We start from the raw sequence: 23119 nt of genomic DNA on the forward strand, positions 1-23119 counted from the left end.
TGTTATCTCGGTGTAGATAGGGCGCTAATTAGTTCTTCCCAAAGTAGTGCTAACTTGTTGCTCTTGTTTTTCCACAGGACTTAATTCAGAAGTAACATCATTCTTATAGGCATCTTGCCCAAATTGACTCATATGCTTCAAGTAATCATTCATTGTTGTTTCAGGAACGGGCGCCTTTTCTAACAAGCGCTTGAATTTTTCTATTAGGGAATTTGGGTTCTTATCATTCTTCAGATCATTTTTTTTGTCTTCAGGTAAGTTTTTCTTAAACTCATCCGTAAAAAACTTTTCTGTTTCTTTTTGTGCTTGAGGATCTTGAATCGTTTTAATATTACTAAATATCGAACCCCAAGTGACTGGCTTTTGTCCATTATTTACCGTTTGGACAAATGCAGCAGCCAATATTTGTGGTGGTGACGATATTGACGGAGAAGGGCCTTTAGATTGAATCTGTGGAATTGAACCGAGTCCAACGCTTTGAGTTGTTATTGTTGAATTCGGCGGTTGCATATGCAAAGCAGGGTTTAAAGATTGTTCTGCCTTTGCACGAGCTGATTGCATTAAGGTAAGTTGGTTTTGCATCATTAATTTTTCAGCTTTGGCTTGAGTGCTGCGTGCAGTATTGAGATTCAGCTCTTCCTTCTCCACATCTTTAACTACATCTTTTACAATTTTGAGATCGTTTTTGTTATGTTGGAAGTCGTTCTTTGCCTGCTTTTTATCACTATCACTCATAGTTTCTAAATCTTGACCTTCTTTTAAAAGGTAGTAATTCCCTTCCTTATCTTTCGCTATTTTTTGACCTTTAGAAAGAACAAAAGCAGCTTTGTCGTACGTAATGGCATTTCCCTCAGGATCCTTAACATTTCCCTCAGCATCAGAGAATACTTTCACTGTGAGATCTTTCTTTTTATTTTGGAAATCCCATTTGGCCTGAGCTATTTCCTCTGGCGCCATATTTTTTAACTCTTGCTCCCTTTGTAGAAGGTAATAATTTCCATCTTTATCTTTTTCAATCTTTTGATCTTTTGAAAGAACAAATGCCGCATCTTCTTTAGTAATGTCCTTTCCCGCAGAATCTTTAACATTTCCATTAATATCAGCATAGACTTTTTCAGGATCTTTGTTTTGTCGTTTAGCGGCAAGTATGTCTTCCAAGCTAGCAATTTTTAGACCGACTGTATTGAGCTCATTTCCTAATCGATAAATATCTTCATCTTTTAGACCAGGCTGCATCATCTTATCTGATATTAAATCGGCTTCTTTTTGGAGTTCTTCAATTTGTTCAGTAATTTGTTTTTCTGATTGTGCTTCAAACTGAGCTGCATTAAATTCTTCTAAGCCCTTATTGTAAGTACCATGTTTTTCAGTAAGCATTGCTCGTTCAGTTTTTAACTTTTCTTCACGCTGTTCGAGAGTTTTTATATCTTGCTGAAGTTTTTCTATCGCTTCAGTATAATTTTTAATGGCCTCTTTAGTCCCTGATTTTGGTTCAAGAGGTGGGCTTTTCGGTGAAACTTGATCATTTTTTAAGATCTTATCCTCTTGCATTTGGATTAACTCATTTTGAGCTTTTTGTGCTTCAGCTTCTTCTTCGAGCAGCCAATGAAACAGCAAACCTCTTCTCCGTTCCTGCATCGTGATTTCTTCTTGTATTTGCAATTGCCGCTCTTCTTCAATAGCTCTATCAAGAGCCAATTCAGCACCAATTTCATGGGTCAACGTTTCCCCTGCAGGTGATAATAGGAAGATCTTTATGTCTTCTGGATTATGTAAGCCAAAATGGCTCAGATCGATTGTAGACGGGTTAGGATCTCCTCCGTCTTTAGGTGAAAAACTAAGTTCTCCACTGCTTACTTTTGATTGTATGGCAACATCAAGTTTTTTATTTATAAGGGCGAGCTCATCTGAGGTAAGATGTTCTGTTATGTTTTCTTTTGCAATAGCCATAGATCTGTATCCTCTTACACCATATTATAATTATATACAAAGTTGTTCAATAAATCATCAGAAGCATGTGCTTGGAATGAGTATGCTAAATACTATAGCTTATTGGTTCCTTTTGAAAAGAAACTTTTGCATTACTTTTCGAACTTTTTTCTGTAAATAAGGCCTGGTGATGAGAAGTAGGGCTATGACTTTTGTATGCCGCTTGTGATGCACTGTCATTATTCAGGAGGGTTTGTAACAAACAGTGGCTGCTTGAATGCGGAATGAGCTCATAACGCCTTGGATCTTTCGCATAATATTCCATATCATCTAAAGCTGTATGCAATTTAAGATCATCTCTTGCAAATGCCCAATGATACAAATGACCGCGTTGACTTTCTATAAAGGATAATAAAGTGTTTTTCAGTATACTGCCTTGGTTGTCGATCCAGTTACAGATTGTTGTAGCTCCTTTTGCACTGGTTGCGAATAGGAGGCCGAAAGAATTATCCCAAACTGTACCAACACTACATATCACACTGCCTAAAGTGTAGATAAGAAGGCGGCTTATAGGATCTAAAATAGTAAGTCCCACGCGTGTAGAGAAAGAAAGAAGATCGAGCAGAGGCAATACAAGAAGATTTTTTATTAATTGTAATAGTGGGATGCCTAGAGCTCGAACACCATTAATACAAAGATTCAGTGCTTGATGATTAGAAAAGTGTCCGAATGGCCAGGTAAACCCATAAAGCGGTGATAATCTGAAATTGGCTATTAAATTATGCGATCGAGGCCTTGTTGAAAAGAAAAGTAATAACTCACCTATATCACTGATGTTACCCAGGATCGCAAGTGTTTTAGTAAGTAGGTTCGTAATGCCACGAAAGGGTACATGGACAAAAAGAGCGCTTACTTCGATAATTGGAATAGTGAGTAGAGCTAAGACAAAATCAGCGCAGGTTACAAAAGTTTGTTTACTGATGTTTCTAGCAAGTAACCCACTTTTTTGCCAACCCCTGATAAACCCATCGCTAAATCCATAATAATAGCCTTCAAAAAAAGGAGCAATGCACAGCTTCCCCAGGGTTATAAAGCTTTTACATAACCATTTACACGTACCGAGAAGCCAATCGTCACCTGGGTGCATAATTGTATCATAAATAGCAGCGCCGCCTTTTCCACCCAAAGCGGCATAATTGGTATAGGGGAAATCCCCCATTTCACGTCCCAATGATGGAATTACTTTAGTTAAACCGTACCCTAAACCAAGCGCTAATGAAGCAATAATGGCAATTTCTGCTGGATCCTCTTTAAGGATATTGAATGCTTCAACAAAAAACTTATCTAGATTTCCACCTGCATGAACACTTTGCCAATAGGTCATCGATGCAGAAATTGCTTCAGAGATTGTTCCATGGCTCATCCAATGAGCTAATTTTTGTGTCGGTTCAATACCAGCAATTAAACCATGTAATTGTAATTTAGTTAAAATGGATTTAAGGAGCTCTGGCGCAAGTACTGCACCACCACCATAAGCATATGCTGCCAATGCTAAAGTGCCGATCAAGGGATTTTGTTCGCTTACGTCAATAAAAAAACTAGCAATATGACGTATTATGCCCAAGATGCGATGAAATGGATTGTCATAAGTGGGTGGACTTGGGGGATGATTGGGGCGAGCAATGACGTAAGGACTGTTGCTAATTTGTTCTTTAATGAATTCTTCTAGAGTTTGTCCATTAGCTAAAAGTCCTTTATTTTCCAAAGCCAATATCAGGGAGTTTCTTACTTTAGTGTATTGCTTGTGTTTTTCTTTCTCAAAATTATCCTGTTTGGGAATATGTGTGTCATGTATATGGTTGAAAAAATCATGCATCACGTTATGGATAATAAAGTGATGCATGATTTTGTAGAATTTATAGAAAAATCTGGGGACACGTGAAATAAACGCGTTAATTCTAAGGCTTACACGTTCCGGCAAGTAGAGATGGCGTTTGCTGATTTGTCCTAAAGTATATAAATCCTGTCCTTCGGGTAAAGGATAGAAAAGCTCATCGTGAATAAAATAGCGCAATTGTACTATTTTGTTTTCTTGTCTTATCAAGATGAGTTGCTCATTCGCACTAATTACCCAACTACCGGCCGGCAGTCGGCTAATCATTTTTTTCGCTTTTTTTCTATTATTTTCAAGCAGTGGTTCATAGGAGCTATTTATAAGGCTTGTGATTAGTTTTTTTAAATCAGGGTAGCCTTTTTGTGGAAGTCCTTGCAGTCTGTAATAGGGAGTTATTTGGGTCATCGTGAGCCCATCTAAACGTTTCAGTATTTCTGTTTTATGTTCTGGTTTGGCATCTATTGCCAGATAATTAATCCAGTCATGGCCATCACGCCATAGCTTATTAATAAAAGCTGCAAGCTGTGCAAATCGATTTGCTGGAGCATTACTCAAATTCGCTGCAGAGGGAAGTTTGTAATAGTTACAAATAACTCTTAAGGCATCATCCAAATCTTTGCTGTTATGCCCTATGTGAAGTTCACTATCCCATACGAGATGCGGTTGGGGTGCTTCATGGTTTTTTACAACGAGACTAAAATCCATTTGATCTTGCCGTGACACAGAATAGACACGGTTAAAAGTATAATGCTGTGCTGTTTTATGAGCTTCGTAAAGAATGCTTCCTAGAGAGCCTTCAGATACAAGCGGAGAAGTTGCTAATAAGCGATTTTGATCGGAACAGTGTCCTATAATTTCAATTACTTTTTTTCTTAGTTCTTCATGCCCTTTATAATCTTGACTGGTTAATTGCCGCTCTCTTTTTAACAGTTTTTTTAATGAGTTAATGCATTCATTAGCAAGTTGCAGTTTTTGCTCTTGTACTGGATTAAGTGGCTGTCTGTAGCTTGCTGAGCGTATTCTGTAGCGATGAACTTTGCTTATGATATTCGCTACCAATGAAGAAAGTCGTTCTCCTGGCATGAGTTGAATTAGATCTGCTTGATGGGTAAATAGCATGAACTGCACGGTTTTTTTATCATGGTTGGCAATTAAGCGCAGTCTGTCACCTCCTGGAAGGAGGTATTCCATATCATAATGACCATACAATACTGCCCCTGCTTCATAGCTGAATGGGCTTCCTGTTATAGTGGGTAATTCTTGATGACTGAAAGGAGTAATAGTTAAGGGAACGATAATTTGTGTATGACCGTTCGTCGTTACAAAATAAGACATAGGAACCATCCTTTGTTCACATACTGCACAGGATACTTGGTTTTTTAGGGAAATATCAAGTAGGAACAGATACAAACCTGGAAATTTTATAACGTCACTGATAAAATGTTTTAAAAATAAACAGGAATCTATTTTAATGACTAGTTATTGTGGTTATATTGCTTTAGTTGGTAGACCTAATGTAGGTAAATCAACCCTCCTTAATTGTATTGTGCAGCAAAAAGTGAGCATAACCTCCAGAAAACCACAAACAACCCGACACAGTATTTTAGGTATACGTACTGAAGGTGATTACCAGTTTGTTTATGTGGATACCCCTGGAATTCACCAAGGAAATAAAAAAGCAATGAACCGCATGATGAATAAAACTGCCATTAGCGTATTGCGTGATGTTGATGTGATTGCTTTTTTGGTTGATGGAACTCATTGGCAAGAAGAAGATGAGTACGTTTTGAATTTAGTAAAACAAGCCAAAGTACCTAGTATTTTGGTAATCAATAAAGTAGATAAAATTGATGATAAAGCTCAGTTGTTACCTTGGATAGAGCAAATAAGTCAAAAACATGAATTTAATGCAATTATTCCTATATCGGCAAAAACAGGAGTACAGGTCGATGAATTGCAAGAAAAATTACAGAATTATTTGCCTGAGGGACCCCATTTATTTCCAGATGATCAGTTAACCGATCGACCTATAAAATTTTTATGTGCAGAATTATTGCGTGAAAAAATTTTCCGCTTTTGCGGACAAGAATTGCCTTATTCTGTTACTGTAGATATTGAGTCATTTAAAGATGAAGGCACGCTTGTGCGTATTCATGCATTGATTCTTGTGGATAAAGACAATCATAAACGAATGATTATTGGTGATAAAGGACAAAAATTAAAGGAAATGGCAACAAATGCTCGAATAGACATGGAAAAACTGTTGGGTAAGAAAGTATTCTTGCAGTGCTGGTGTAAGGTAAAATCCGGCTGGTCAGATGACGAGCGTATATTAAAACAATTAGGCTATGACCATTAGGACAGTAGAGGCTTGGGTTTTACACAAGAAATGGTCTGGAGACACGAGCGCTCGTGTCAGTTTTTTTACGCGTGAGTTAGGGGTGATTCAATGTCTTTCCAAAGGCGGCCGCACGCCTAAAAAGCAAGCTCTTTTACAACCTTTTACTCCTTTGTGGGTAAATCTTACTGAACGCCATGAGCGATATTATGCGCAATCTATGGAAAGTATTGTGCCCACACTTCAACTTACAGGCGCCTCTCTTTTTGCGGGTTTATATATCAATGAAATTCTTTATTATGCACTAAGCCCCAATTATCCTGATGCGATATTATTTGATGCTTATTTGTTTACTTTAAATAACCTTACATCAGCAAAAAAACGATTAGTGATAGAAGCTTCATTAAGGCGTTTTGAGTGGACTTTACTCCATGCATGCGGCTATTCCTTTTCATTAACACACGAAGCAAGAACTGCAAATCTGATTGTTGCTGACTCTTGTTATCAGTTTGTTGCAGGTGAAGGCTTTATTCTAAATAGCAGGGGAATTCCTGGTGCACATATTCTTGCTTTAGCACAAGATAATTTAAATGAAGCTCCTTATCTTAAATCAGCAAAAATAATTATGCGTCAAGCAGTTGATCATCTTCTAGGAGGGCGTGAGATTAAGACAAGGACTTTATATTGTGCAGAAATAAAATAGTATCTGCAATAAATTTTACTATTTCGTCTAAATTCAAGCAAATTATTAACTCCCCAAAACAGTTTAAGGTCGGATCTAGGGTAAATGAAATTTTGGGATTTTGCTGTTCTTAACATGCACAACGCATATATATGTTTTCAAGCAACTTGAGTTTAGGTCATGATGGACTTTATACTCTTTATTTTATTGTAAGGTGTAAAATGAATAAGCCAATACTATTGGGTGTTAATATTGATCATATAGCTACCGTACGCCAGGCAAGAGGCACCCGCTATCCTGATCCTGTTCAGGCTGCAATGGATGCGGAAGAAGCAGGAGCTGACGGCATTACTTTGCATATGAGAGAAGATTTACGACATATCCAGGCTCGTGATGTACGTTTGATGAAACAAATATTACAAACGCGAATGAATCTTGAGTTGGCGGTTACCGATGCGATGCTGGATTTTGCAGAAGAAATAGGACCCGAGCATGCGTGTTTAGTTCCGGAAAAACGTGAAGAATTAACTACTGAAGGTGGCCTGGATGTGATAACACACCAGAAAGCGGTAGAGCATGCAATAAGGCGTTTGCAGGCTATGGGAAGTGAAGTTTCTTTATTTATTGACCCAGATCATGAACAGATTAAAGCTGCTGCGGATATAGGTGCACCTGTAATTGAATTGCATACAGGATGTTATGCTGATGCTACCAATGTCGAACAGCAACAACATGAATTGGCACGGATAAAACATGCCGCAGAATACGCAGCGAGTTTAAGTTTAATTGTCAATGCTGGTCATGGCCTTAATTATCATAATGTACAATCTATAGCGTCTATAAAAGAATTACATGAACTTAACATAGGCCATGCGATTATTGCCCGAGCCTTATTCTGCGGTATGAAAGAGGCAGTAAGACACATGCGTCAACTAATGCAGGAAGCAAGACTTTATGTCAACATCTGACGTGATTGTTATTCGTATTACTGGAGACTCAGGAGACGGTGTACAATTGGTGGGTGAGCAACTCACTATTAGTGCAGCACTTACTGGTCGTGATGTACGTACTTTACCCGATTTTCCAGCAGAAATTCGGGCTCCAGCAGGTACAGTAGCTGGGGTTTCTGGTTTTCAACTGGCGATGGCTGAGCATGCAATTTTTACCGCAGGTGAATCACTGGATGTGCTGGTTGCTTTAAATCCTGCAGCATTAAAAAATTCCTTACACCATCTAAATCAAGGTGGTTTGTTAATTATTAATGAAGACAGTTATCAGGAGAAAGATTGGCAAAAGGCAGGAATGGACAAGAGCTTTCTCGATAATTGCGCCGAGCATTACCAAATTGTTTCATTTCCTTTAATTACCCAAACATTGCAAGCAGTATCTTCACTTGAATTGACTAAACCTCAAGCTACTAAGACCAAAAATTTTTATATTTTGGGTCTGGTACTCTGGTTATTTGACTTGTCTACTGCAGCATGTGAAGCGTTTATTGCTAAAAAATTCAAAGAGAATGCTGTTGTTGCCAAAGCCAATAAATTGGCATTATTAGCTGGATACAATTATGCCATGACTTTAGAGTTGACGCGCCGTGATTATATGTTAGGCGAGGTTAATCGTGATGTAGGAGAGTATCGACAAATTACAGGTGTAGAAGCAGTAGGTTTAGCACTTGCTACTTTGGCTACTTCAATACAAATACCTATGTTGGTTTCGGGCTATCCGATTACTCCCTCCTCAGCGATACTGCATGAATGTGCACGCTTATCTGATTTTGGAGTGCAATTACTCCAAGCCGAAGATGAAATTGCAGCAATTTGTGCCTGTATTGGAGCTGCATATGGAGGAAGATTGGCTTTAACTACAACCTCAGGACCAGGGCTGGATCTAAAAAGTGAAAGTCTTGGTCTGGCAGTAGTAGCTGAATTACCTTTAGTTTTACTTGATGTTCAACGCGCTGGAGCCTCCACAGGATTACCAACAAAAACAAGCCAAAGTGATTTACGTCAGGCACTTTATGGACGCCATGGCGAAGCACCATTGCCTGTATTAGCAGCACAATCTGCTGCAGATTGCTTTAATACCGTTTTAGAAGCATTTTATTTGGCTGTTAAATATATGACCCCAGTGATTGTTTTGCTGGATGCTTATCTCGCAAATGCTGCAGAACCTTGGAAGATACCCGAAATAAGCACTTTAAAATTACCGCAAATTGAATTTAACCGTTTTCCAAAACCATTTACTCGTGACGCGCTTTTAAGTCGAAGTTGGAACAGGCCAGGCACTCCAGGGTATATTCATCAATTAGGGGGGTTAGAAAAGCAAGGCGAAGACGGTCGTGTAAGCTATGATGCTGAAAATCATCAAAAAATGGTTCACCTGCGTCAGCAAAAAATCGATGGAATTGCACGAGAATATGAACCTTTACTCATTGAAGGTGATGCGAATGCGTCAATCGTTTTAATTGGCTGGGGAAGTACTTATGGCAGCTTAAAATCGGCAGTTTTGCAATGCTTGGGACAAGGATTAGCACTTGCTTATGTGCATTTACGTCATTTACATCCTTTACCAAATGATTTAGGAACTGTTTTAAAAAAATACGATAGAGTATTGGTTGCAGAATTAAATTCAGGACAATTATGCCAAATTATTCGTGCCAGCTATTTGGTTGATGCACAGGTGATTGGCCAATCGAATGGTCAGCCTTTTACTGTCAGTCATCTGGTAAATACTATTAAAGCGGAAGCCAATTATGAACAACAATTATAAGCGCGAAGATTTTGCTAATGCTAATGAAGTTCGCTGGTGCCCTGGGTGTGGTGATTATGCCATTTTGATGGCACTACAAAAAATGTTGCCTGATTTGGGACTACCCCCAGAACAGCATGTTTTTATTTCCGGAATAGGTTGTGCTGGACGATTGCCTTATTATATGAATACTTATGGTTTTCATACCATTCATGGTCGAGCTACCGCAGTTGCTATGGGTTTAAAAGCGCTTCGTGAGGATCTGTGTGTTTGGGTAATTACTGGAGATGGTGATGCTTTAAGCATTGGCGGTAATCATCTGATTCATATTTTGCGTCGTAATGTGAATGTTAATATTTTGTTATTTAATAATCAGGTATATGGTTTAACTAAAGGACAATTTTCACCAACCTCACAAAAAGGTCAAGTGACAAAAACATCTCCCAAGGGAGTGGCTAATGAACCTGTGAATCCACTTACTTTAGCTTTAGCCGCAGGTGCGAGCTTTGTAGCTCGGGCTGTAGACAAAGATCCTGTTCATTTGGCAACTATATTAAAGAAAGCGCAAGAACATCAAGGTTGTTCTTTTGTAGAAATTTATCAGGATTGTAATATTTTTAACCATGGTGCCTTTGATGAGTTTGCACTTAAAAGTAATCGCGCTGAGAATACAGTGATATTGGAAGAAGGCCAACCTTTACTCTTCGGTACACGAAAAGAGAGTGCATTGCACCTAAGAGAAGAGCACTTCATCAGTGTTTCAGCAGAAGAAAAAGATATTTATCGTCATAACACAAGTGACTTTGTTGCTGCGATGCGTCTTGCATCCATATCATTTCCTGCATATCCAGTTCCTTTGGGTGTTTACTATCAAAAAACTCGGGATTTGTTTGCTTTACCAGAAGAGGTAAAAAAGACTGTACATGACTTACCTGAGTTATTCAGGGCAAAAGCTACTTGGCAACAAAGTTAATTATAGTGCTCAGCTCCTATCAAGGAACGGCGTGCATCTTACAGGAAAATTTTTTTAACACTCCCATACTAATGTATGCCGCGTTGCGTAGAAAAATTTCTCGCGATCTACCGATCTACCCCTTACCCTCCAAATCCTGTAGGCATTATTGATTGTTCAGAGAGCAGTCCTGGCTTGGGTGAAGCGTAGCGAAACCTTGGGTTTAAAGAGTGATTTATTTCTCGAGTTTCGCTGTGCTTCATCATGGCTACAATTCTGGGTGGAAAATTAGATTTGAACTCAGGCTGGGGAACTAAATATAGTTTTTTAGGTGACTCAGGGTGAGCGCTTATCAAAAAAAATCCCGGCAATAAACCAACCGGGATTCAGGTAGAGGAGAACAACAAACTAGTCGCGGCCTGAAAACGCACTTAATATGTTAAGCAAGCTGACGAACAAGTTATAAATTGATACAAAAAGTCCTACCGTAGCTGAGATATAATTTGTTTCACCTTCATGGATAATTGCACTTGTTTGCATGAGAATTAATCCTGAAGAAATAAGTATAAAAGCAGCTGAAATAGCTAATTGTAGCGCAGGTATATGAATGAAAATTCCTGCTATCATGGCCAGTAAAGCGACCATAACACCAACAAAAAGAAATCCGCCTAGGAAGCTAAAGTCTTTTTTGGTTGTTAATGCATAACCTGATAAGGCAAAGAAAATGATCCCAGTACCGCCTAAAGCAGTTGCAATTAATTGCGGGCCGTTAGTAAAGTGACTGATATAGAAGCTAAGCACAGGGCCTAAGGTATAACCTAAGAATCCAGTGAATGCAAAAACGCTGACTAATCCCCAGACACTGTTTCTTAACGCTTGTGTTAAAAACATTAAACCATAAACACCAACTATCATAAGAAGAGGGTTCATGGGGCGTGCGCCGCTTGTAAGAGATAATACTGCCATAAATGCACTGAACAAAAATGTCATGCTCAGTAATAGATAAGTATTACGCAGTACTTTATTACTTGAAAGCACTGACTCATTACGTCGCGTAAGTATGGTGACATCATTTCGGTTCATTGTTTAGAGCTCCTTTGTATTTATAATCTCAGTCTAGCATATCTATGGGCTAGTTGCCTATATTTCAAGTTTTAAACAAATTATTTTTGTTTTGATGTTCTACACTACACTACTATAGTAGTATTATAAATAATTTTTGAATAGTGTCCGTAGCTCAGGGTATGCAAAAAATTTTGACATTTTCTCACATAGTGTAGGATTTATTATGGCACGAGCAGCTTTGATACAAATGATTTCCTCAGCAAAAGTTACAGATAATTTACAGCAAGTAGAACAATTAATGATCCAAGCTCGTGAAGAGCAAGCAGATATTGTGCTTTTGCCTGAAAATTTTGCATACATGGGACTTAAAGAAATAGATAAATTACAGATTGGCGAGATATATGGTGTAGGTTCAATACAACAAAAAATAAGCCAATTAGCAAAAAAATTAGGCATATGGGTAATCGCCGGAACTATTCCTCTGAAAAGCACCACTTCCAAGGTACGCGCCAGTTGTCTGGTTTATGATGATCAAGGGAAATGTGCGGCCCGTTACGATAAAATTCATTTATTTGATGTAAATGTTTCGTCAAAAGAAGCATATCAAGAATCAATGTCTGTTGAGTGTGGGCATGATCTGGCTGTTGTAGATACCCCAGTTGGGAAAGTAGGATTAACAGTTTGTTATGATTTACGTTTTTCAGAACTTTATCAACAACTTATGTTGCAAGGGGCACAGTTGTTTACAGTTCCTTCCGCATTTACGGCTGTGACAGGCCTTGCTCATTGGGAAGTATTATTACGAGCGAGAGCCATTGAAAATCTATGTTATGTTTTGGCGGCAAATCAGGGTGGTGAGCATGAAAATGGACGTACTACTTTTGGTCATAGCATGATTGTTGATCCTTGGGGAAAAATACTGACACAAAAAGAGACGGGTTCCGGAGTAGTAATAGCAGATATTGATTTACAAAGTCAGCAGGAATTACGCCGAAGTTTCCCCTGTTTGGAACATCATGTATTAAACTTATAAGTAGAATACTAATTTCTTGATATAACAAACCAACAATATTGTTTTATTTATTTATAAAGGTAATTAAATGACAGAGGCTCTTACAACCGCAAAAAAAATTTTATTAGCTCCTGCAGCGCTGGACGAAACAGGTATAGAAAAATTATTTAAAACCATGATGAATCGCCATATTGACGATGCAGATCTTTATTTTCAAAGCTGCAGTTATGAATCATGGTATTTGGAAGATTCAGTAGTGAAAAGTGGTAGCTATTCTTTAGATAGAGGGGTAGGTATACGCGCTGTCAGTGGTGATAAAACAGGTTTTGCCTATTGCGATGATATTTTACTGCCCTCAATGTTACGGGCAGCTGATGCAGCTCGCTCTATTGCACTTACCGGATCTAAACCAATTCAATCCATCCAAGTAAAAGGAGCAGCCGTAAGTCGTTATCAAGGTTTAAATCCTATTGAAGGGATGGGTAAGCAGGAAAAAATTGCTTTATTAGAAGCAATTGATAAAGAAGCGCGCAGTATCGATCCTCGAGTGACACAAGTTAATGCGTCCTTAAGTGGTTGTTATGAGGTTGTAATGGTAGCTGGAATGCATGGACAGATGATTGCTGATGTAAGACCTTTAGTGAGCATTAATGTCAGTGTTATTGTAGAAGATAAGAGTGGAAGAAGGGAATCTGCTCGTTCTGGCGGCGGTGGTCGGGTACCTTATTCTTATTTTTACGAAAAGGAAAATGCCTTAAGCTATGCGCGTGAGGCAGTACGTGAAGCTCTGATTAATCTGGAGGCACTACCTGCTCCAGCAGGGACGATGCCTGTTGTTCTTGGTCCAGGCTGGCCAGGTGTTTTATTGCATGAAGCAGTAGGACATGGCTTGGAAGGGGATTTTAATCGCAAGGGTTTATCTGCTTTTTCTGGACGTATTGGACAACACGTCGCAGCACGTGGTGTTACGGTGGTTGATGATGGTACTTTGAAAGACAGACGCGGCTCCTTAACAATTGATGATGAAGGGACTCCCTCACAATGCACTACCTTGATTGATAACGGTGTTTTGGTGAATTACATGCAAGATAAACTGAATGCCAAATTGATGGGGATGCAATCTACAGGTAATTGTCGCCGTGAATCTTATGCACATGTACCCATGCCCAGGATGACTAATACGTACATGTTAGCTGGACAACATGATCCAGAAGAAATTATTCGTTCAGTGCAACGCGGCTTATATGCAGTCAATTTTGGTGGTGGACAGGTTGATATCACCTCCGGTCAGTTTGTATTTTCAGCCAGCGAAGCTTATCTTATTGAAAATGGAAAAATTACTGCGCCAGTCAAAGGGGCAACACTTATTGGGAATGGGCCTGATGTAATGAAAAAAATCAGTATGATTGGAAATGACCTGGGATTGGATCGAGGAATTGGTGTTTGTGGAAAAGATGGGCAATCAGTTCCGGTTGGAGTGGGGCAGCCTACTTTAAAAATAGATGCTTTGACAGTAGGTGGAACAAGTTAGAATAAGACATTGAAATGTAGCCTGAAATTTACTTTGAGGCTACACTTAATATTTTACTTATTCTTCGCATTACGGATTACTGCATTTACTCCTTCAAAACAACAGGAATTTTACCGCTGATGGAGTTGTTGGGTTAAGTGTACAACTCCTCATAGCTATGTTTATGTAAAATCAAAATGATAAGCAACTGAAGCAACGATTTCGTTTAAGAAAAGATGCTTTGTTTCGAAAGGTGTGATCAAGCCCGCATCACCGCTAACGGCATCGAAGAATGAGTTTTCAGTGCGCAATGTACCTGCATCAACAAAGCGATAGCCAAGCCCAATGCTGATTTTTTCATTAAAAAAGTAATCTGCACCAACACCTGCATCCCAAGCAAAGCTAGTCACTGAATCACCAGGAATACGAGTATCAAAAGTTATTGGATTACCACCGAACGTATGTTGTACGTTTCTTAGAGTACCTATTTGATTGTAAGCAAAGCCAATCCCTCCTTTAACATAAGGCACAAAGCCACCCCAATTTACAGTGGGTTTCAAAATCAGATCAAATAGGAACGTTTGGACATCGATGTCATCTGCCTCAAAATGATCTTCCAGGTAGAAATTGGGATCAGCAGGATTAATTCCATAGTTGGAATGAAGAAAATAATCATAGCCACTTCGGTAGTCCCAAGTAAATTGGACAGCTACGTTGGGGTTGTATTGATAGCCAACAAATGCACCTCCAAAACCACCAATCCCGATGTTACGATTCCAGTCAGAGTTAGTTGGTACAAGGATACGAAGAGGCTCTCTTCCACCCAGGTCAGGCGCAAAATGCGTGTTTAAAGAGATAGAGGCTCCGCCTTCAGCACCGATATAAAATCTTGGTACCGAAGAAACAACATCTCCCATCGCACCTGCAGTGGCTAAACTATTAAATCCCACACACAAGGCTGTTGTAGCAATTGCCTTTAACTTCATATTATCTTAGTCTCCATTCTAATGTTATTTTTGAGCTAATTTCTAAGTTTAGAAAACACTGGAGTAGGGTGGTCTAATAGTAATAAGAGGACACCTAATCCATGGCACTAAATTAATGGTTATAATACAATATATTTCATTGTTGTTTGATACATCATCAGATGATAAATAAAAAATATTGATATTGAAACATGCTACTACCATGAACGTTAAATAGCAAATTTCTCCACGGAACTCGGATAATAATGTGGTATTAATCCTGGATTACTTTGCTCTCGATTGACACTATGTTCTTTTCTCGCCATTTAACTGATTAAGCAAAGAGTTGATTTCAAAAATACGCTCTTCTGATGCAGTATTATTTAGGGTAAAACGTAAGCGTTGAGGGCCTTCCATTTGGTACCTTTTGGCTTGCACTTGAATTAAACTAATCAATACTCCTGGATCAATAGAAGGATTTTCACTAAATTCCAGTTTGCCTTGTTGTGCACCGGCACTGATTTTTTGGATGCCCATTTCTGCAGCTTTTAATTTTAATTCAGTAATCAGTAATAAATGTTTCACTTGTTGCGGTAACAAACCAAACCGATCAATCAATTCAATTTGCAAATCATGTAATTGTTCTTTACTTTTTGCGTTCGCAATTCGTTTGTACATAATAAGTCGATTGTGAATATCAGGAACGTACTCTTCAGGAATAATGGCACTGATTCGTAAATCAATCTCAGGTCCTTGATGCATAGGCGCAGATAGCTCGGGTGTTTTTCCTTCTTTTAAATCATGCACTGCTTTATCAAGCATCTCCATAAATAAATTGAATCCAACTGCTTGCATGTTTCCGCTTTGTTCGGCACCTAATAGTTCACCTGCTCCGCGAATTTCCAGATCATGTGTTGCTAGAGTGAATCCTGCACCAAGATCTTCCAATGATACAATTGCTTCCAGCCGTTTGACGGCATCAGCAGTTAATACTTTTTCATTAGGGGTAAGCAAGTAAGCGTATGCTTGATGATGAGAGCGGCCCACACGCCCACGCAACTGATGCAGTTGAGCTAAACCAAATTTATCCGCTCGATCGATAATAATTGTATTAGCTGTAGGAATATCAATACCGGTTTCAATGATTGTGGTACAAACCAGTACATTGAAACGATGGTGGTAAAAATCTGACATTACGCGTTCCAACTCGCGCTCACGCATTTGCCCGTGTGCACTGCGGATTTTCGCCTCCGGAACCAGGGTTTGTAAATCTTGGCATACCCGTTCAATTGTTTCTACATTATTATGTAAGAAAAAAACTTGCCCCCCTCTAAGGATTTCCCTCAGTATGGCTTCACGAACTGTGGCGTCTTTTTTCTCTTGCCAGAATGTTTTAATTGCGAGACGTTTGGCTGGAGGGGTGGTCATTAGAGAAATATCTCTTATCCCTGCCATAGCCATATTCAGTGTTCTAGGAATTGGAGTAGCTGTCATGGATAAAATATCAACATGAGTTCGTAGAGCTTTGATGTGTTCTTTTTGTTTTACTCCAAAACGATGTTCTTCATCAATAATGAGAAGCCCTAAATTTTTAAAGGCAATGTTACTTTGAAAAAGTTTATGTGTACCTATGACGATATCAACAGTTCCTGATTTCAAAGCAGCCAGCACCGTTTCAGTTTCTTTGCCTGAACGAAAACGCGAAAGCAATTCAATGTTGATAGGAAAATCGGCAAATCGATCGCGGAATGATTCAAAATGTTGTCCAGCGAGAAGGGTGGTAGGAACCAGGATACAGACTTGCTTGTTGCTTTGCACTGCAACAAAGGCAGCACGCATGGCCACTTCAGTTTTGCCAAATCCCACATCCCCGCAAATTAAACGATCCATAGGTCTTGGGGATTCCATGTCTTTTATTATTTGATCAATTGCTTGTAATTGATCAGGGGTTTCTGTAAAAGGGAAAGCACTGGCAAATTTAACATACTCATTGTGTTCTACCTTATATTGGTATCCAGGTTGCGCTTCTCTTTTCGCATAAAGGTCCAGCAGCTCAATCGCTACATCATGAATTTTCTCGGCAGCTTTTTTCTTTTCTTTTTGCCATTGATCAGAACCCAGTTTATGCAAAGGAGCATGTTCGCTATCAACACCAGTGTATCGACTAATAAGGTGGAGTGAAGTAACTGGTACATAAATTTTGTCCTCGCCTGCATAGGTAAGAACCAAAAAATCGCTGGCAATTCCATTGGATTCTATATGTTGTAATCCTTGATAACGTCCCACACCAAACTGTAAATGAACTACAGGTGCACCAACGCGTAGTTCAGCCATATCACGGATAATTAGATCAGGGTCAACTGTCTTTTGTGCACCTCGTCTTTGCGGTGTGCTTTGTTCCCCAAATAATTGAGATTCCACGATAATTACGATATGACTTTGTTTTAATTCACATCCATAAATAAGATCCCCCGTGCTGATGTTGATCGGGGCTGTATCATTAATAAAGTCGTACCATGAAGCGTGTACTTTGGGGGAAATACCACTTGGTTTAAGCAGATCAAGTAACACTTCACGCCGTCCGGCACTTTCGACTACAATTAAATAACGAAGTGAGGAGTCTGCACAATAGTTGCGCAGTTGGTTTAAAGGTTCCTGTGTTTTCCTATCTATAGGTAGTTGTGGCCCTGGTACGATGTCAAAATTAACCACGGCTCCTTTTTTATCTGAAGGATTTTGGAACAAGCGAAGTTGTTCATAAGTATTGGCCTTAGTTAATAATTCTGTCGGATTAATAAAACATGCCTGGGGTGATAAAATAGGTCTACTGATATCGTATCGTCTTTGTTCAAAGCGTTCGTTTAACTCTTGCCAGAATTGTTCTGCATTATTTTGAATGTTTTCAACCAAGCAAACCTTGGCATTTTCGGGTAAATAATCAAAAAAAGTAACTGTTTTTTCAAAAAACAAGGGCAGATAGTATTCAATTCCTGAAGGGAATTGACCCTCGCTGATCGCTTCATAAATAGGACATTGGCTTGGATTTCCGGGAAATTGCTCTCTAAATGTACGTCGAAATAGAAGTTGGCTTTGTTCATTCAAAGGAAATTCTCGTGCGGGTAATACACTGATTTCTTTAATTTTTTCTATTGTACGTTGGGTTTCAGTATCAAACTCTCTCAAGCTTTCAATTTCATTATCAAAAAGTTCAATTCGAAATGGCAAACCCGAACCCATAGGATAAACATCAATAATTGAACCGCGTAAAGCAAACTCTCCATGTTCGAGCACTTTATTAACACAATGATAACCGGATTGTTGCAGCTGGTTACGAAAGGCAGTTAAGTCCAGCTTTTGTCCTTCTTTAAGCAACAACGCATATTGATTTAAAAATTCAGGTGGACACAATCTATGCATTAATGTGCTTGCGGCAGTAATGACAATCGCATCTTTTACGTGTTGGATTCGGCTTAATGTATATAACCGATCGGAAATGATGTCTTGATGCGGTGAGAATTGGTCATAAGGGAGCGTTTCCCAATCAGGAAAAACCAATAATTCTTGAGGAGAATCGGGATTGAGAAAGAAATTCAATTCTGCTTGTAGCTGATTTGCACTGAGATTATCCTGGGTAATCAATAACTTGATTCCGGGTGTTTGTTGACAATACTCAGCTAGGGCAAGTGCTAAGCTGCTTCCATGGAGTTGTCCCCATATTTGTTTGGCTTGTGTTGGTTTGTAGAGTAAGGTTTTTATGGACATAGCTTAGGCAAGCGGATTTAAAAATTAGCGATTATACCTTATGTATGTTCTTGGTTCATCTTAAAATTGCAGATTATTTGCTTTTAAATGGATAATAATTTTTATTTAAGAAAGGTAATAATTAATCACTGTTAGGCCAGCCATTAATTTTTATATCAAAATAATTTAATAAGGCGATGACATCTGGGAAAGAAAAACGTGCGTGTTTTATTTTATTTTCATTCGGATCAATTGTGTAATTAATAGCGCTAGTAAAATCGGCACTGTTTAAATTTGTATGAAGAAATAGGCTATTTAGTAGATCGGAGCCTACAAAACTTGCATGACTTAAATTTACTTCTCTGAAATCAATATCGTGAGCTTTACACTCCTCAATGATCAAGCCAGAAAGTTCCAGTCCATAAAAACTGGAGTGGCTTAGGTTGCTACTGTAAAAATAGAGAGGGCTTGTAAGCTTGACCAAGGGCCAACTTAATTCGGTCCAATTTACTCCTATAATTTTTGAATTTTTAAATGAGACTTCTGAAAATTTACAACCTGGAAATTTTGCCAGAGCAAGATCGCAGTCTTCAAAATCACAATCAGTGAATTTTGTGTTCCTGAAAATAATGTCAATAAATTTACATTGTTTGAATCGGCAACTTTCAAAATTAATCTGCTCGATTTGTGCTTTTTCAATGGTTAATTGTGTGAATGTTTGATTAATATAAGTATTTTTACTAAATAGGGAAATCATATACTTTCTCTAATTTCAATCAAAAATAATAGTTTGGTTACTGTGTAGCCTGGGTGCAGCGTAGCGGAACCCGGGTTTAGACATAAAAATTCTTAATCCCGAGTTCCGCTACGCTGCACCCAGGCTACAATTGGCTATAAGTTAGGCTACACCTGTATCGGTTTCAATGAGTTCAAGTTCATCTAATTCAATATCCACAGATTCAATTTTTTGAAAACGTGACGTAATTTTTTTAGCGGATGTATTCACATCACTAACATCTTGATGAGCTAAATTGATGTGCTTAGACAGTTTATCCATTCTTTTTTCAAAGCGTTGGAAATCATCGGCAAGAGCTTGTAGGTGTTTTTGAATAATGTGAACTTGTTTGCGAGTGGCATCATCTTTAAGCACCGCTTTAGCAGTAGTAAGTACAGCCATCAAAGTACTTGGGGAAACAAGCCATACTTTCAATCTTTGAGAAAGCGAAATTAAATCTGGATAATTCGCATGAATTTCTGCAAAGATGGATTCTGCAGGAATGAACATCATAGCACCATCAGTAGTTTCATTAGGTATGATGTATTTTTCTGCAATGTCTTTAATATGTTTTTGAATGTCTTGACGAAATTGTTGTTGTAACGATTTCTTCTCAACCGAACCTGCATCGGTACTGATAAGTCGCTGATAGGTTTCCAGAGGAAACTTGGCATCAATCACGACATTGCCCGTTGGTTCAGGCAAGAACAAAATGCAATCAGCGCGCTTTTGATTGTTGAGTGTATATTGCATTGCAAAATGATTGGGTGGAATCATATTGCTGATGAGTGTCGCTAATTGTACCTCACCAAAAGCCCCTCGCGCTTTTTTATCTACTAATACATCCTGCAAGCTAACAACATGATTGGATAGTTCAGTAATTTTCTTTTGTGCTTCATCAATAATTGTTAACCGCTTTACTACGTCAATAAAAGTTGAAGATGTTTTTTCAAAACCTTCGGTGAGTTTATGATTGACCTGTTGGGTTAAGCTGTGGAGATGATTGCGAATTTCTTCTGTGAGCAACTGTAAATGAGAGGTCAGTGAACTGGCATGTTGCTTGAAACTATGACTCATTTGCTCCCTAACATCGGTCATTTGTTTTTGGACGGTATCATGGATCAATTGTTGCGTCATCAATTGTCCTTGGGCAATTTTCTCACTTACATCCAGGCGTACGTGATGCAATTGTACGGTAAATGCCTCCAGAACCTTCTCATTAAGCTGTCTGCTCAATTTTTTTTGCTGGCTTTGTTTTAGCAAAAGCCAAATCAGGAGTATAAATTGGAGGGCTACAGCATATGCTATGCCCTCAAGTAACGTGATTGAAGATAAAAATTGCATTCATTAGTCCAAAAGTTGACTGAGTTTAATCGGTGGATCATATTGATATACCGTTTTTAATTGCCCGTAATCAGTTAGGTGCAAATACCCCACGGAAAGCTGATCCTCTGCCAAACGAGCCGAATTGTCAAAGCTAAATTTAATTATTTGTCTTCCGGGCTCGAGCCATTGTGCACTTTGAACTGTTTCAACGGGAAGATCTGCGCCTTGGGTATTTTTCGTGTATAAAACGCTTTGTAATGCATACCGACTTGCAGTAGCAACTTCTACAGTAGCGGCAAACGTTAGAGGGGCAGAGGAGAGCTTTTTGATGCTGATTAGGCTTGCAGAAGGTATTGAATAGGAAAAAGCAGCTCGCCCAGTACGATGTATGGGATTATTTTCACCAAGCGCACATAATACATCGACCTCGATATACCAGTTTCCTCCATGAGTGTTGTCAACAGAAGATAAAAGTGCATCGGCTTGGAATAGATTACGTTTTATTTTTTTTATTTTGAGAGGAATCGTTTGATTATCAGGACCTACCAATGTGGCATTAATATCATCTACAGGATAAGAGATTATATTATCTTTAAGGGAAATAAGTGCATTAAATTGATCCCCATATTGATATTGCAATGCCGAAGGTTCAATTTGTAAATAAATTAAAGAGTATTTTTCGAAAACATGAATGAGATATGAATCGGCATTTGTGGAGTCTTTAGATTTGCTTTTGATTATGAAATTACCCATACCCAATTCAGGTTTGATTTGCAGCATGATCTGATGAGAACCTATCCTTAGCGATTCATCAATTGCCTCATCCTGACTGTACAAAGATGAAGCATCTTTTAAGCTTATGAATTCGCTGGACTTAGCGTCTTTTAACTCCAATGCAGGGATGGATTTATTTTTTTGTAAAGGGATAATGCGTACTACTGCTTCTGGTGCATGAATAGCTAAGTTAATACCTTGTTGCAATTGGGAAGCAGTCACTTGTTGATTATAACTGTAACTTTTTTGGATGTTGCTACCTGTTTCATTTAAAGGAAATTCTCCAATTTTCCAGCTATCCTGCATGCTTTCATGAGATAAAGTAGCGCAAACATCACAATCATAAGATTGGACTGGATTTTGTGGTAAGGTGAATGCACTGACTTGCGCGCAACAAAATAAAAACAATAAAGTAAGCGTGGTTCTCATTTTACCGCTCCTTCTGAATCCAGGATAGAAATCAGTATCTTATCCAGCCCAAAACATGAATGACGACTTTGATTATGACTAAGCGTCGTCTTATCATCTGTTCGCTCCTTGTCATAAAACCAAATCGTACCTGCAGCGGCTTGGGACGTACAATTTAAAAAACCATCGGCACAATAATCCAGATAGATTTTGGCAATCCTTAAGCCGCTATTGAGCAAATAACCATTACAGTAACTGGCTGAAGAAAGAGGCGAGGAAATAACGTTAGTCCCTATGACTGCATTAAAAGGTACTGACAGTGAGGGGCGATTTTTCGTGCCAAACAAGAGCTCTTCATTGTAAATGTACATGTCACCAACACGTTGCTGTTTAACAGCATCTCCTGTATAGCCTAACAACCAGCTCAGGCTGGCTTCAAAAATACCTCCACTGAGAATTATATCAGCAAGAGGAGTACCTCCACTTGAAGGAGCTAAAGCAACGATTTGTTTGATTTTGTTTTTTAATCGCATATATCGATTATCATAAGTTGGATTCGAAAGGATCCAACGCATTACATTTGCGCCATTGGAATGGGTGTAAAGAATCAGAGAGTCAATTTTTTTACGATCTATAAAATCCAATAGCTGATTTGCAGTACATCCTGCAGCCTCTTCATCCCACATGTATTTACTGTAATCACAATGAACCACATAGTAATTTTCAGGATTCGGAAGCCGTTGAGCGATATCCTGAATAAAATCAGTTTTCCAATAACCTCCCTCCGCATCTTCTCGGTGATCATTTGTTCCATGAACAAATGCGATACCTAAATTTCTGTATCCATCAGACGGTGGAAAAGCATACATTAATGTGGAAGATACAAGTAAAAAACCTGTTATTAAGATACGTTTAAAATCCATTTTTATCACGCCTCGGTTCATGTTGAATCGATATGTATCTATAGCATATTTTTTAATGATAAACTAATGTTTTT

General features: G+C 38.6%; 16 protein-coding genes. 7 read left to right on the plus strand and 9 right to left on the minus strand.

The window, feature by feature from the left end:
• Positions 1–24: 24 nt before the first annotated feature.
• Together Ltuc_RS03825 and Ltuc_RS03830 are read right to left on the minus strand one after the other, a co-directional pair.
• Entirely contained in the window at positions 25–1950 is a 1926-nt protein-coding gene (locus tag Ltuc_RS03825; protein ID WP_058520008.1) for a hypothetical protein, read from the minus strand.
• 85 nt (positions 1951–2035) lie between these two features.
• Positions 2036–5158: a hypothetical protein gene (locus Ltuc_RS03830; RefSeq protein WP_058520009.1), complete on the minus strand. Its 3123-nt coding sequence runs from the start codon at positions 5156–5158 to the stop codon at positions 2036–2038.
• Between the two features lie 136 nt (positions 5159–5294).
• On the opposite strand from Ltuc_RS03830, the gene era reads away from it, so the two are divergent.
• From era to Ltuc_RS03855, 5 genes are all read left to right on the plus strand, one after another.
• Positions 5295–6182 (plus strand): GTPase Era, encoded by an 888-nt coding sequence (gene era / locus Ltuc_RS03835; RefSeq protein WP_058520010.1) that lies wholly within the window; start codon positions 5295–5297, stop codon positions 6180–6182.
• On the plus strand, positions 6172–6864 hold the full coding sequence (gene recO, locus Ltuc_RS03840; RefSeq protein WP_058520011.1) for a DNA repair protein RecO: 693 nt from the start codon (positions 6172–6174) through the stop codon (positions 6862–6864). Before era ends, recO begins: the two co-directional genes overlap by 11 nt.
• Before the next feature lie 200 nt (positions 6865–7064).
• Positions 7065–7811, plus strand: coding sequence for a pyridoxine 5'-phosphate synthase (pdxJ, locus tag Ltuc_RS03845; RefSeq protein WP_058520012.1), 747 nt, complete (start codon positions 7065–7067; stop codon positions 7809–7811).
• On the plus strand, positions 7798–9615 hold the full coding sequence (locus tag Ltuc_RS03850) for a 2-oxoacid:acceptor oxidoreductase subunit alpha (RefSeq protein WP_058520013.1): 1818 nt from the start codon (positions 7798–7800) through the stop codon (positions 9613–9615). The genes pdxJ and Ltuc_RS03850 overlap by 14 nt, the downstream gene beginning before the upstream one ends.
• Complete coding sequence (locus tag Ltuc_RS03855; RefSeq protein WP_058520014.1) at positions 9599–10567, plus strand: 2-oxoacid:ferredoxin oxidoreductase subunit beta; 969 nt, start codon at positions 9599–9601, stop codon at positions 10565–10567. Before Ltuc_RS03850 ends, Ltuc_RS03855 begins: the two co-directional genes overlap by 17 nt.
• A gap of 387 nt (positions 10568–10954) precedes the next feature.
• On the opposite strand, the gene Ltuc_RS03860 is transcribed toward Ltuc_RS03855, so the two are convergent.
• Entirely contained in the window at positions 10955–11629 is a 675-nt protein-coding gene (locus Ltuc_RS03860; protein ID WP_058517857.1) for a Bax inhibitor-1/YccA family protein, read from the minus strand.
• 205 nt (positions 11630–11834) lie between these two features.
• On the opposite strand from Ltuc_RS03860, the gene Ltuc_RS03865 reads away from it, so the two are divergent.
• A complete protein-coding gene (locus Ltuc_RS03865; protein ID WP_058520015.1) occupies positions 11835–12644 on the plus strand; it encodes a carbon-nitrogen hydrolase family protein in 810 nt (269 codons plus the stop codon).
• Between the two features lie 67 nt (positions 12645–12711).
• Positions 12712–14154, plus strand: coding sequence for a metalloprotease TldD (tldD, locus tag Ltuc_RS03870; RefSeq protein WP_058520016.1), 1443 nt, complete (start codon positions 12712–12714; stop codon positions 14152–14154).
• 161 nt (positions 14155–14315) lie between these two features.
• On the opposite strand, the gene Ltuc_RS03875 is transcribed toward tldD, so the two are convergent.
• From Ltuc_RS03875 to Ltuc_RS03900, 6 genes are all read right to left on the minus strand, one after another.
• The gene (locus tag Ltuc_RS03875) at positions 14316–15119 is read right to left on the minus strand and encodes an outer membrane protein (RefSeq protein ID WP_058520017.1); all 804 of its coding nucleotides are present in this window, start codon (positions 15117–15119) and stop codon (positions 14316–14318) included.
• A 285-nt stretch (positions 15120–15404) separates the two neighbouring features.
• On the minus strand, positions 15405–18860 hold the full coding sequence (gene mfd / locus Ltuc_RS03880; protein ID WP_058520018.1) for a transcription-repair coupling factor: 3456 nt from the start codon (positions 18858–18860) through the stop codon (positions 15405–15407).
• Positions 18861–18981: 121 nt separating this feature from the next.
• Complete coding sequence (locus Ltuc_RS03885; protein ID WP_058520019.1) at positions 18982–19596, minus strand: pentapeptide repeat-containing protein; 615 nt, start codon at positions 19594–19596, stop codon at positions 18982–18984.
• Positions 19597–19737: 141 nt separating this feature from the next.
• Positions 19738–20958: a DNA recombination protein RmuC gene (locus Ltuc_RS03890; protein WP_058520020.1), complete on the minus strand. Its 1221-nt coding sequence runs from the start codon at positions 20956–20958 to the stop codon at positions 19738–19740.
• Positions 20959–20961: 3 nt separating this feature from the next.
• Positions 20962–22143: a DUF4785 domain-containing protein gene (locus Ltuc_RS03895; protein WP_058520021.1), complete on the minus strand. Its 1182-nt coding sequence runs from the start codon at positions 22141–22143 to the stop codon at positions 20962–20964.
• Positions 22140–23045 (minus strand): hypothetical protein, encoded by a 906-nt coding sequence (locus Ltuc_RS03900; protein ID WP_058520022.1) that lies wholly within the window; start codon positions 23043–23045, stop codon positions 22140–22142. The genes Ltuc_RS03895 and Ltuc_RS03900 overlap by 4 nt, the downstream gene beginning before the upstream one ends.
• Positions 23046–23119 lie beyond the last annotated feature (74 nt).

It is taken from the genome of Legionella tucsonensis (assembly GCF_001468035.1).
GTDB lineage: Bacteria > Pseudomonadota > Gammaproteobacteria > Legionellales > Legionellaceae > Legionella > Legionella tucsonensis.